General features: G+C 71.1%; 10 protein-coding genes and 1 pseudogene. 8 read left to right on the top strand and 3 right to left on the bottom strand.

The window, feature by feature from the left end:
• Nucleotides 1-86 precede the first annotated feature (86 nt).
• The 7 genes and pseudogenes from fae to BpN12_RS12870 all read left to right on the top strand — a co-directional run bounded on the left by fae (nt 87) and on the right by BpN12_RS12870 (nt 8,853).
• Nucleotides 87-611: a formaldehyde-activating enzyme gene (gene fae, locus BpN12_RS12900; protein ID WP_246792969.1), complete on the top strand. Its 525-nt coding sequence runs from the start codon at nt 87-89 to the stop codon at nt 609-611.
• Between the two features lie 129 nt (nt 612-740).
• Complete coding sequence (locus tag BpN12_RS12895) at nt 741-1,787, top strand: aldo/keto reductase (RefSeq protein ID WP_246792968.1); 1,047 nt, start codon at nt 741-743, stop codon at nt 1,785-1,787.
• Between the two features lie 46 nt (nt 1,788-1,833).
• Nucleotides 1,834-3,311: pseudogene (locus tag BpN12_RS12890) on the top strand (NAD-dependent succinate-semialdehyde dehydrogenase).
• Nucleotides 3,312-3,451: 140 nt separating this feature from the next.
• Nucleotides 3,452-4,816: an MFS transporter gene (locus BpN12_RS12885; protein ID WP_425306311.1), complete on the top strand. Its 1,365-nt coding sequence runs from the start codon at nt 3,452-3,454 to the stop codon at nt 4,814-4,816.
• A gap of 151 nt (nt 4,817-4,967) precedes the next feature.
• Entirely contained in the window at nt 4,968-5,873 is a 906-nt protein-coding gene (locus BpN12_RS12880; protein WP_246792966.1) for a LysR family transcriptional regulator, read from the top strand.
• A 403-nt stretch (nt 5,874-6,276) separates the two neighbouring features.
• Nucleotides 6,277-7,767: a DASS family sodium-coupled anion symporter gene (locus BpN12_RS12875; RefSeq protein ID WP_246792965.1), complete on the top strand. Its 1,491-nt coding sequence runs from the start codon at nt 6,277-6,279 to the stop codon at nt 7,765-7,767.
• A 30-nt stretch (nt 7,768-7,797) separates the two neighbouring features.
• Nucleotides 7,798-8,853 (top strand): Ldh family oxidoreductase, encoded by a 1,056-nt coding sequence (locus tag BpN12_RS12870; RefSeq protein ID WP_246792964.1) that lies wholly within the window; start codon nt 7,798-7,800, stop codon nt 8,851-8,853.
• 7 nt (nt 8,854-8,860) lie between these two features.
• Here BpN12_RS12870 and BpN12_RS12865 read toward each other — a convergent pair whose 3' ends face one another.
• Nucleotides 8,861-9,778, bottom strand: a complete 918-nt coding sequence (locus BpN12_RS12865; protein ID WP_246792963.1) for a cupin domain-containing protein — start codon at nt 9,776-9,778, stop codon at nt 8,861-8,863.
• Nucleotides 9,779-9,805: 27 nt separating this feature from the next.
• Nucleotides 9,806-10,450, bottom strand: coding sequence for a glutathione S-transferase family protein (locus BpN12_RS12860; RefSeq protein WP_246792962.1), 645 nt, complete (start codon nt 10,448-10,450; stop codon nt 9,806-9,808).
• A gap of 339 nt (nt 10,451-10,789) precedes the next feature.
• On the opposite strand from BpN12_RS12860, the gene BpN12_RS12855 reads away from it, so the two are divergent.
• A complete protein-coding gene (locus tag BpN12_RS12855) occupies nt 10,790-11,491 on the top strand; it encodes an SDR family NAD(P)-dependent oxidoreductase (RefSeq protein ID WP_246792961.1) in 702 nt (233 codons plus the stop codon).
• A gap of 99 nt (nt 11,492-11,590) precedes the next feature.
• Here BpN12_RS12855 and BpN12_RS12850 read toward each other — a convergent pair whose 3' ends face one another.
• Nucleotides 11,591-12,463, bottom strand: a complete 873-nt coding sequence (locus tag BpN12_RS12850; protein ID WP_246792960.1) for a LysR substrate-binding domain-containing protein — start codon at nt 12,461-12,463, stop codon at nt 11,591-11,593.
• Nucleotides 12,464-12,613 lie beyond the last annotated feature (150 nt).

Genomic DNA, 12,613 nt, shown 5'->3' with positions numbered 1-12,613 from the left:
GCCCCGATCAGGAAACATCGCTTCAGCCGCCGCGACGGCGCTGCCGATAATCGCCCCAATCCAATCCTGACCGACGAGACACCGTGATGACCGCATCTCCCCGCAAGTCGCTCTACATCGGCGAAGGCTTCGAAGGCCCCGGCGCGAACCTGGCGCACATCAACGTGCTGATCGGCCCGCGCGACGGCCCGGCCGGGCAGGCGTTCGCGACCGCGCTGGCCACGCCCTCGGCCGGCCACGCGCCGTTCGTGGTGATCGCGCAGCCGGGCGTGCCGACCAAGCCGCTCACGCTCTACGTGAACAAGGCGCAGATCGACGGCGAGTTCCACGGCAACGCCACCTGGGGTGCGTCGCAGGCCGGCATCGCGAAGGCGGTGGCCGAGGCGCTCGAGGCCGGCACGCTGCCGCCCGAGGCCGAGAACGACTGGGTGGTGGTGTCGGCGAACTGGGTCAACCCGAAGACCGACGACCTCGACGCCGTGTTCGAGAACAACTACCGCGCCTGCCGCAACGCGATCGTCGCCGCGATGGAAGGACTGCCGCGCCGCGATCAGGTGTTCGCGGCCGCGCGCGCGGTATCGAACCCGTTCTACACGCCGAAGCAGGGCTGAGCCACTGCACGGGCACCCCCCGGCACCCCCCGGCACCCCCGGCACCCCCCGGCACCACCCAAGCCGCCCGCGCGGCGCCACCGATACGAATCTGCCAGCGGCCCGCGAGCGGCCGCGCCTGGAGTCAACATGGAATACGTCCGCCTCGGCCAGTCCGGCCTGAAGGTCTCCCGCCTCTGTCTCGGCACGATGAACATGGGCACCCCCCAATGGAAGCCGTGGATCTTCGACGAGGCGCAGAGCGAGCCGATCGTGCGCCGCGCGCTGGAGGCCGGCGTCAACTTCATCGACCTCGCCGATTTCTATTCGACCGGCGTGGGCGAGGAAGTGGTCGGCCGGATCCTCAAGCGCGTCGCGCGCCGCGAGGAAATCGTCGTGACCACCAAGGTCGGCTATGAGATGGGCCGCGACCCGAACGCGGGCGGCCATTCGCGCAAGCACGTGCTGGACGGCATCGACGGCTCGCTCAAGCGGCTCGGCATGGATTACGTCGACATCTACATGCTGCATTTCTTCGACGTCAACACGCCGGTGGAGGAAACCATGCGCGCGCTGCACGACATCGTGCGCGCGGGCAAGGCGCGCTACATCGGCGTGTCCACCATGTACACGTGGCAGTTCGCGAAGATCATGCAGGCCTGCGAGCGCCACGGCTGGGACAAGCCGATCAACATGCAGCTGCAGCTGAACCTGGCCTACCGCGAGGAAGAGCGCGAGATGGTGCCGTACTGCATCGACCAGGGCGTCGGCGTGTCGGTGTTCAGCCCGCTCGCGCGCGGCCTCCTGACCTGCGAGCCGCAATCGACGCGCAACCAGACCGACTTCTTCACGGCGCAGATGTACGGCGACGCGGCCTCGCTTGCGATCGCCGGGTCGGTGGCCGCCGTCGCGCGCCGTCGCGGCGTGGCGCCGGCGCAGATCGCGCAGGCCTGGGTGCTGAGCCGCCCCGGCATCGCCAGCATGCTGGTGGGCGCCGATTCGGTCGAGCAGTTCGACAGCGCGCTGGCCGCGCTCGACACGCGCCTGACCGACGAGGAACTGCACGAACTCGACCGCAACTACACGCCGTGCGACCTCATCAACGACTACACGGCCGGCCGCCGCATCACGCGCGAGGCACGCCCGGCGCTCGGCGAGTTCGCCGGCGATTTCCCGCCGGTGCCGGAAGCGGCCTGAGCACGCGATGGTATCGATCATGGCATCCCGCACGGAGCGAAACACGATGAACGAATTCCTGAAGACCGGCCATTACATCGGCGGCGAATGGTATGAAGCGGGCGGCGCCGACGTGCAGCCCACCGACGCACAGCCCACCTACGCGGTATTGAACCCGGCCACCGGCGAGACCATCGCGCGGGTCGCGAAGGGCGGCGCGGACGAGACGCGCCTTGCGATCGCGGCGGCCCGGCGGCCGAACGCGCATGGCCCGCGTGGCGCGCGCTGACGGCGAAGGAGCGCGGCGCGCGCGTGAAGCGCTGGGGCGAGCTGATGCTCGAACACCGCGACGCGCTGGCCGAGCTGCTCACGCGCGAGCAGGGCAAGCCGCTGGCCGAGGCGCGCGGCGAGGTGGCCTATGCGGCCAGTTTCCTCGAATGGTTCGCGGAAGAGGCCAAGCGCATGTACGGCGACGTGATCCCGAGCCCGCGCCCGGACTCGCGGATCGTCGTGACCAAGGAACCGGTGGGCGTGGTGGCCGCCATCACGCCGTGGAATTTCCCGCTCGCGATGATCACGCGCAAGGCCGGCCCGGCGCTCGCGGCCGGCTGCACGATGGTCCTCAAGCCGTCCGAGGAGACGCCGCTGTCGGCCTTCGCGCTGGCGGTGCTGGCCGCGCGCGCGGGCGTGCCGGCCGGCGTGTTCAACGTGGTGAGCGGCGACGCGCTCGCGATCGGCGAGACGCTGACGGCCTCGCCGGTGGTGCGCAAGCTCTCGTTCACGGGCTCCACGCGCGTCGGCAAGCTGCTCGCGAAGCAGTCGGCCGACACGCTCAAGAAGCTCTCGCTCGAACTGGGCGGCAACGCGCCGTTCATCGTGTTCGACGACGCCGACCTCGACGCGGCGGTGGCCGGCGCGATGGCCTCGAAGTTCCGCAACACCGGGCAGACCTGCGTCTGCGTGAACCGATTCCTGGTGCAGGACGGCGTCTACGACGCGTTCACGCGCAAGCTCGCCGACGCGGTGCGCCAGCTGCGCGTGGGCAACGCGCTGGCGGGCGAGGTCGACCAGGGGCCGCTCATCAACGCGGCCGCGCTCGACAAGGTCGAGCGGCACGTGGCCGACGCCACCGCGAACGGCGCGCGGGCACTGGTGGGCGGGCACCGCCACCCGCTCGGCGGCACCTTCTACGCGCCGACCGTGCTGGTGGACGTGGCCGCCGACGCATTGCTCGCCGACGAGGAAACCTTCGGCCCGGTGGCCGCGTGCTTCCGCTTCCACGGCGAGGAGGACGCGATCGCGATGGCCAACGACACGCCATTCGGGCTCTCCGCGTACTGCTACACGCGCGACCTGGGCCGCGCGTGGCGCGTGGCCGGCGCGCTCGAAAGCGGCATGGTGGCCATCAACGACGGGATCCTCTCGACCGAGGTGGCGCCGTTCGGCGGCGTCAAGCAGTCGGGGCTCGGCCGCGAAGGCTCGAAGTACGGCCTCGACGAATACGTCGAGCTGAAATACCTGCTGATGGCGGGGCTCGGCCGCTAGCGCGGCCTCGCTTCGGCGGGAGCGGCCCGCATGCGCGCGCCCGCCGAAGCCGTCGGCGCATCTCGCCGTCCGCGTACCGCGCGAGCCGCGCGGCACGCCACAAACACAACAATGTCGGAGGCAGCTTGAATCAAGTCAACATGCAAACGGGCGCCGTGGCCGGCGCCGTGCCGCTCGCGCGCAGCACCGGCGCGCCGCCGCGCGAGGTGGCGCTCGACGACGTGCCGCTCAACGCGTTCCATCTGAAGATCGCCGGCCTCACGTTCGGCGCGCACTTCACCGAGGGCTACACGCTCGGCACGATCGGCTACGCGCTCGCGGCGCTCGGCCGGCAGATGCCGCTCGACGCGTTCTGGATGGGCGTGATCGGCAGCTCGGCGCTGATCGGCATCTTCCTCGGCAGCCTGATCTTCGGCTGGCTGTCCGACCGCATGGGCCGCCAGAAGATCTTCCTCACCAGCTTCGTGATCATCACGCTGGCCGCCGCCGCGCAGTGCTTCGTCAGCTCGCCGGCCGAACTCGCGCTGTTGCGCATCGTGATCGGCATCGGCATGGGCGGCGACTTCACGGTGGGCCACGCGATCCTGGCCGAGTTCTCGCCGCGCCGGCACCGCGGCGCGCTGCTCGGCTCGTTCAGCGTGATCTGGACGGTGGGCTACGTGGTGGCCAACGTGCTCGGCCTCTATTTCGGCAATGCCTCGCCCGACGCGTGGCGCTGGCTGCTCGCCTCGGCCGCGCTGCCGGCCTTCGTGGTGCTGCTGGCGCGGCTGGGCACGCCCGAATCGCCGCGCTGGCTGCTCGGCAAGGGCCGCGCGAGCGAGGCGCGCGCGATCGTCACGAAGCACTTCGGCGCGCATGTCCTGCTCGATGGCGGCGGCGAATCGCACGCGAACCAGGGCTACGCGCGGCTGTTCCGCCCGGACCTGATCCGCCGCACGATCTTCAACTGCGCGTTCTTCGTCTGCCTCGTGATTCCGTACTTCGCGATCTACACGTTCCTGCCGACCATCCTGAAGACCATCGGCCTCGCCGAGGGCTTCGGCGCCGACATGCTGCTGAACGGCTTCCTCGTGCTCGGCGCCGTGATCGGCATCTGGCTGACGATCCGCCTGTCGCGGCGCGGCTTCCTGATCGGCTCGTTCGCGGTGACCTGCGCCTCGCTGGCGGCGCTGGCGGTGCTGCCGCATTCGGCGGCGCTCGCGATGATCGTCGCGTTCGGCATCTTCACGCTGACCATGTCGGCGTTCAGCAACCTGGTGGGCGTGTTCCCGCCGGAATGCTTCCCGACCGAGGTGCGGGCCTGCGGCGTGGGCCTTGCGATCGCCTGCAGCCGGCTCGGCGCGGCGATCGGCACGTTCCTGCTGCCGGTCGGGATCGCCACGCTCGGCTTCCACGCGACCATGTTCGCGCTGGCCGGCGTGCTGCTGGTCGGCATGATCGTCTCGATCCCGTGGGCGCCGGAGACCAGGCATCTGACGCTCGACCAGGCGTCGGCAGGCCACTGAGCGGGAGGGCGCGGCGGGCGCGCCGCGCCGCGAACGCCGTCGATATAATCCCCGCATCAGGCGCGCCGCCGCCGGCCCGAGCCACCCGGCCGGCGCGGCGCGCATCCGCTGTCCGACCCGCGCCCGTCGCCCGCCCACCGGTTCCCGCGCCATGCCCGATCTCCGCAACCTGACCTTCGAGCATCTGCTGATCTACATCGCGGTGATCGAGACCGGCTCGCTCACGCGCGCGGCCGAGCGGCTCGGCATCGGCAAGACGGCGGTCAGCAAGAGCATCCAGCGGCTCGAACTCGAACTGGGCGCGACGCTGCTCGCGCGCACCACGCGGCGCATCGGCGTGACCGAGGCGGGCGCCGCGTTCTTCGACGCGGCGCGCCGCATCGCGCAACTCGCCGACGAGGCGGTGACCACCGCGAGCCCGTCGCCGGACGCGCTGCACGGCACGCTGAGGGTGGCCGCCTCGGTGGAGTTCAGCGCGATCGTGCTGGCGCCGGTGCTGGCCCGGCTGCGCGACGCGCACCCGGCGCTGCGCATCGAGATGGTGTCCAACGACCGTCTGATCGACCTGATCGCGGAAGGCGTGGACGTGGCGATCCGGCTCGGCCAGCTGGCCGATTCGAGCCATCGCGCGGTGCGCGTCGGCCAGTACGAGAAGTGGCTGGTGGCGAGCCCCGCGCTGCTGGCGCGCCACGCGCCGCCGGCCGAGATCGGCGCGGCGGTGGCACTGCCGTTTGTCGGGGTGTCGGTGCTGGCGCATCCGTCGCGCTGCCGGCTTCATCATACGAATGGCCAGACCTGCGAACTCGAGTTCGACGCGGGGCTCACCGCCGATACCGTCTACGCGTGCCGCGCGGCCGTCGCCGAGGGCGCCGGGCTCGCGCTGCTGCCCGATTTCGCGGTGCGGGCCGACATCGCCGCGCGGCGGCTGGTGCGCGTGTACCCGGCCTGGGCCACCGCCACCATGTCCATGCACGCGCTGCTGCCGCCGGGCCGCCATATGGCGCCGAAGGTCCGCGCGCTGATCGAGCGGCTCCAGGCCCATCTCGGCGCCGCCTGAGCCGCGCCGCCACCCGCCGGCGCGAGCGATCCGCCCCTGAAAAACGGCACGATGCGATCACGCGAGTCTTGCGCCAGATCCCGATGCGAACTGAAATCGAAAGGTAAGATTTCATCGGTTTTTCATCGGCTCCCGGCCATCCTTCATCCCGCAGGCAAGGCCCGGAACCGGACCCGGACCTGATCCGAATCCCCCACCCGGGCCGCGGGCGGGCGTCGCGATCCGGCCGGCTCGCCAAGGCGGCCCCCTCGCCACGGCAGCCCGCCTCCCGCGCCACGCAATCGTCCGTCCCCATTGCCCGAGCGAGTGCAATCCGGCTAGGATTGCCCTTGCGGATAGCGGAAAGCCAGTTCCCGGGAAGACGCCGGTCGTCGGCATACCACCTCAAACAGGAGCCCTAACGATGAGCACATCTGAACATTCCCCGGCGACTCCTATCCCGAAAAAGCCGTTTCCGCTCAGCCTGCTGGCCGGCGTGGTGGTGCTGATCGCCGTGCTGCTGCTGCCCACCCCGGCCGACCTGCCCGTCGCCGGGCACCGCATGCTGGCGATCCTCGCGTTCGCGGTGGTGGTGTGGATCACCGAGGCCGTGTCCTACGAGGCCAGCGCGATCATCGTCACCTCGCTGATGGCGTTTCTCGTTGGTACCGCGCCCACCGTGCAGGACCCGGGCGTGGCCTACGGCACCTCGCGCGCCATCAGCATGGCGCTGGCGGGCTTCTCGAACTCGGCGCTCGCGCTGGTGGCGGCGGCGCTGTTCATCGCGGCGGCCATGACGCTGACCGGGCTCGACCGCCGCATCGCGCTCGTCACGCTCTCGCGGATCGGCACCAGCACGCGGCGCGTGATGATCGGCGCGATCGCCGTGACGATCCTGCTCTCGCTGGTGGTGCCGAGCGCCACCGCGCGCAGCGCCTGCGTGGTGCCGATCATGATGGGCGTGGTCTCGGCGTTCGGCGTGGACAAGCGCTCGAACGTGGCGGCCGGCATCATGATCATCGTGGCGCAGGCCACCAGCATCTGGAACATCGGGATCCAGACCTCGGCCGCGCAGAACCTGCTGACGGCCGGCTTCATGGAGAAGATGCTCGGCTCGCACGTGACCTGGGCCTCGTGGTTCGTGGCCGGCGCGCCGTGGGCGCTCGTGATGTCGGCGGTGCTGGTGGTGCTGGTGCTGAAGATGATGCCGCCCGAGGCGGACGCGATCGCCGGCGGCAAGGAGGCCGTGGAGGCGCAGCTGCGCGAGATGGGGCCGATGACGGGCGCGCAGAAGCGGCTGCTCGGCGTGTCGGTGGCGCTGCTGCTGTGCTGGGCCACCGAAGGCAAGCTGCACCACTTCGACACCACCTCGGTCACCTACGCGGGCCTCGTCGTGCTGATGCTGCCGCGCTTCGGCGTGATGACCTGGAAGGACGTGCAGTCGCGCATCCCGTGGGGCACCGTGATCGTGTTCGGGGTGGGCATCAGCCTCGGCACGGCGCTGCTCACGACGCAGGCCGGCCAGTGGCTCGGCCATCACGTGGTGGCCGCCACCGGCCTCGATTCGCTCTCGCCGCTCGGCGTGTTCGCCGTGCTCGCGGCGTTCCTGATCGTGATCCACCTTGGCTTCGCGAGCGCCACGGCGCTGACCTCGGCAATGCTGCCGATCCTGATCGCGGTGCTGCAGACGCTGCCCGGCGATTTCAACCGGCTGGGCATGACGATGCTGCTCGGCTTCACGGTCAGCTTCGGCTTCGTGCTGCCGATCAACGCGCCGCAGAACATGGTCTGCCTCGGCACCGACACGTTCACGGCCAGGCAGTTCGCGAAGGTCGGGATCGTGATCAGCGTGATCGGCTACGCGCTGCTGCTGGTGTTCGGCGCCACCTACTGGCGCTGGCTCGGCTGGCTGTAACGCATGGAACCAGAAAAGGAGGTTAACAACATGCAGATATCCCTCAACGATGCGATTACGTTCGGCAAGCAGGTGCTGGGCGCGCTGAAGGTGCCCGACGACATCGCCGACGACGTCGCCCGCCATCTGGTCGAATCGGACCGCGTCGGCTACACCAGCCACGGCGTGTCGATCCTGCCGACCTACCGCAAGGTGCTCGAGGACGGCCGGATCGACCCGGCCGGCCGCCCGAGCGTGCTGACCGACCACGGCAGCCTGCTGCTGTTCGAGGGCAACCGCGGGCTCGGCCAGCACGTCGGCAAGGTGGTGGTGGAGCAGGCGATGGCGCGCGCGTTCGACCGCGGCGTCTGCATCCTGACGCTGCGCAACAGCCACCACCTGGGCCGGATGGGCCAGTACGGCGAGATGTGCGCGCATGCCGGCCTCGTGTTCATGGCGTTCACCAACGTCACCAACCGTGCGCCGATGGTGGCGCCGTTCGGCGGTGCCGAGGCGCGCCTGACCACCAATCCGCTCTGCTTCGCCGGGCCGCTGCCGAACAACCGGCCGCCGCTGGTGGTGGACATGGCCACCAGCGCGATCGCCGTGAACAAGGCGCGCGTGCTGGCGGCCAACGGCATGACGGCGCCGCCGGGCTCGCTGATCGACGGCCGGGGCTACCCGACCGACGATCCGAACGTGCTGCAGGCCGATCCGCCCGGCTCGCTGCTGCCGTTCGGCGCCCACAAGGGCTACGCGCTCGGCGTGGTGGCCGAGCTGCTGGCCGGCGTGCTGTCGGGCGGCGGCACGATCCAGCCCGGCAACCCGCGGCAGGGCGCCGTGACCAACAACATGTTCGCGATCGTGCTGAACCCGCAGGTGGATTTCTCGGCCACCTGGCGCTCGCAGGAGGTGGAGGCGTTCATCGAATACCTGCTGTCCTGCCCGTCGCAGCCCGGCGCCGATCCCGTGCAGTACCCGGGCGAGTACGAGGCGCGCAACCGCCTGAAGTATCACGATCACATCGAGCTGAGCACGCCGATCTGGGCGTCGCTGACGCAGATGGCCGACGAACTCGGGGTGGTGCCGCCGGCGGCGCGGGGGTAGCCGGGATTCAGCGTTGGCGGTGTCGATGCCGGCCTTTGGGCCGGCTTTTTGCATGGAGTGGTCGGCGGCGAGCTGTCGGCGCTGCGTGCTCGGGGCTGAGTACGCCGATCGGGGAGTCGCTGACGCGGATGGCCGACGAATTCAGGGTGGTGCCGCCAGCGGCTCGGGCATGGCAGGAGGGCGAACGCCGTGTGTCGATGCCGGCCATGCACGCTCGATGCTCCGCGATCGGCGGCCCGGAGTCGGCTGTCGCGCGCGGGTTGATCCGCGGTCCGGCCGTGGCCCGCAGATGCCCGTGACGCAGCAGGATGACGGCCGGCGCGCCGGCGAACGGCGCGTGCCTCGCGCCCGGATGCAGGCGCAGCCAGCTGCCGGCCCGGTGTCGGGCGTCGCCGTCGCGCAGCTCGCCGCTCAGCACGAGCAGTTCCTCGCCCGCCGCATGCGCGTGATCGAGCGTGCGCGCGCCGGGCTGCCACGCGACCAGGCTCACGTGATGGCCGCCGCCCGCGAGCGTCGCCACTCGCAGCAGCGGATGGCGGCCGGGGCGCCAGACGCGCGACGCGGCGCGCTGCGTAGGCGGCATGTCGTGCCGCGGACTCGCGTGGTCCGCCGCGTCGCCCGCGTCGGTCGGCTCGCGATAGACCAGCAGCCGCGCGCCTCGCTCGCCGGCGCGAACCACGGCCGGCGCGAACCGGATCGCGAAGTCACCGGTGGCGAGCGGTTCGCCGTCCAGCCCGGCGTCGCCGGCCAACAGGTACAGGTCGTGGCGCTGGCCCGTGCCGAGCGGCCAGACATGCCGTGGCGCGATCTCGACGATGCCGGTCCAGCGTGCGTCGTGCGGGGCGCTCAAATCGATGACACCATCCGCGTGCCGCAACGGCGCGTCGAGATCGACCCAGCCGCGTTCAATCGATAGGTGTTCCATGAGATCTCTCCAGGAAACGGGCCGGCGTCAGTGCCCGTGTACTTCGTTCGCGGCGCTTTCCGGCGCGTCGAGCCCGACGGGAGAGCGTATAAACGGCACGAAGCCCGGCAGTGCCTCCACGCGGCGCAGCCAGCGGCTCACGTTGGCGTAGGCCGAGCGCTCGACATTGCCCTCCGGCGCCCGCTCCACATACGCGTACAGCGCGAGATCGGCGATGCTCGGCGCGCAGCCGGCGAGCCAGTCGTGCCGCGCCAGCTCCGCGTCGAGCACGGCGAGCGTCGCGTGCGCGCGGGCGATGGCTTCGTCGGGATTGCGCGGCAGCTTGAAGAGCACGATCTGGCGCGCCGCCGCGAGCCCGTGCGCGACCTCGCCCGAGGCCACCGACAGCCAGCGCTGCACGCGCGCCGCGCCGGCCGGATCGTCGGGCAGCCAGCCCGGCGGCGCGTAGCGTTTGGCGAGATAGACGAGGATTGCCGTGGAATCGGCGATCACGGTCTCGCCGTCGACCAGCACCGGCACCTGGCCGAACGGATCGAGGCGCAGATGCGCGGGCGTTTTCTGCGCGCGGGCCGGAAGGTCCACTTCGATCGTCTCGTGCACGAGGCCGAGGATCGACAGGAACAGGCGGACCCGGTGCGAATGGCCGGAAAGCCGGAAGCTGTGGAGTTGCATGGGCGTCCTTGCAGGAAGGGGCGCGGTGGCGCCGGGTGGGGTTGCCGCGATTCTGCGCAAGCGCGCCGCCGCGCGGAAGTCCGGGCGCGGCGACTCACAATCCGCGAATCGCGAACAATGCGCGGCCCGAGCGCCGGACAAGCGGGCGCGGCGCGTGCAATGCGCCGTGCATCGGCCGCTTGCCGGCGCCGGCGGTGGCCGCCTGCAGGCGCCGCGGCGTTCGCCTATGCTCTGCGGAGCGGGCCGGCGCGCGGCGCGCATGCTGCCCTCGCGCCATGGCCCGATCGCGTGCGCGCGTGCCGACGCGCGATCCCGCCGTTTTTTTCTTCCGGAGACGCCATGAACGAGATTCCGTACCGCAACGCCCTCATCATCGGGGGCGGCCCCGGCATCAGCGCATCGCTCACGCGGCAGCTGCGCGCGGCCGGGCTGCCGGTCGTGATCGCCGCGCGCGACACGGCCAAGCTCGCGCCGCTCGTCGAGCAGACCGGCGCGATCGCGCTGCCCGTCGATGCGGCCGACGCGGGCCAGGTCGAGCGGCTGTTCGCCGAGACCGAGGCGCGCATCGGCGCGCCGGAAATCGTGGTCTATAACGCGAGCGGGCGCCTGCGCGGGCCGATCGCCGAACTCGACGCGGCGGCGGTCGAGCAGGCGGTGGCGGTGACGGCGTTCGGCGCGTTCCATGCGGTGCAGCAGGCCGCGCGGCGCATGCTGCCGGCGCGCCACGGCGCGATCGTGCTGACCGGCGCGACGGCCGGCGTGAAGGGCTTCGCGCTGTCGGCGCCGTTCGCGATGGGCAAGTTCGCGTTGCGCGGGCTCGCGCAGAGCGCCGCGCGCGAACTCGCGCCGCAAGGCATCCACGTCGCCCACCTCGTGGTGGACGGCGGGGTGCGCTCGGCGAGCCGCATCGATCCGGCCGACGCGCCCGACAGCACGCTCGATCCCGACGCGATCGCGCAGGCCTGCCTCGATCTGCTGCGCCAGCATCGCAGCGCCTGGTCGTGGGAGCTGGAGGTGCGGCCCTGGGTCGAGAAGTTCTGACGCGGCGGGCGAGGCAAGCGGTGGCGGGCCATCGCGCGGGCCGCCACGGCATGGATTGCCGATGGGGTGCTGCTCGAGCCGTGCTTGAACCGCCCCGGCTCAGCCGCGCCCGGCCGCCTGTTCGCGCAGCCATGCGATGAACGCGGCCACGTGGTCGTCGCCGAGCCGCTCGGGCGCGACGTCGAGCCAGTAGCCGAACGGCCCGGCCGCCTCCACCGCCGACAGCGGCACGAGGCTGCCCTCGGCGATCTCCTCCTCGATCATGTTCAGGTCGACCACGGCGAGCCCGGCGCCCTTGCGCGCCGCGTGGATCGCCTGTTCGAGCGTCGAGAACTCGATGCCGTCGCCGATCCGCTGCACCGCCACGCCGGCCTGCTCGCACCAGTCGGCCCACAGCGTCAGCCGCCGGCCCTCGTGCAGCACGTGCAGCGACGGGATCCTGCCGAACAGCGTGTCGAGCGGCGCGCCCGTGTAGCGCGGCGCGCCCACCAGCGCATGGCGCTCCGTCATCAGCCGCTCGGACAGCATGTCGGCGCGCGCCGCGCGGCCGAAGCGGATATGGCAGTGGCAATCGTCGGCGGGCTCGGTGCGGATCGACAGGTCCACCTCGGGCAGCGTCTCGAACAGCGTGCCGAGGCGCGGCGAGAACCATTGGGTGGCGAAGGTGGGCGGCACCGACACCATCAGGCGGCGCTTTTTGCCGGGGCGCACGGCAGTGATTTCGAGCACGCCGCGCTCGATGGTGTCGAACGCCTGCTCGATGAACGGCAGCAGCATGCCGGCGGCCGTCAGGCGCACGCCCTTGTGGTCGCGCTCGAACAGGCGCGCGCCGACGCTTTCCTCCAGCAGGCGGATCTGCCGGCTCACGGCGCCCTGGGTCACGCAGAGCGAGGTGGCGGCGCGGTTGAAGCTCAGATGGCGGGCGGTCTCCTCGAAAAAACGCAATGCAATCAGCGAAGGCATCCGCCGCATGATTCTTTCCTTTCTGTCGTCTCGCTGCCGGCCCGCCCGGACGACGTGCGCGCCGCAATCGCCGGGCCGGCGGCTAATGCCGTTCAGTTAAGGTTCTTTCTGAGGAACCGAACGGCATAACGAGCAGGACGGGACTTGACGGCCCGATCG

It is taken from the genome of Burkholderia perseverans (assembly GCF_022870505.1).
GTDB classification, from domain to species: Bacteria; Pseudomonadota; Gammaproteobacteria; order Burkholderiales; family Burkholderiaceae; genus Burkholderia; species Burkholderia plantarii.
This window is presented reverse-complemented; position numbering and strand designations above follow the sequence as displayed.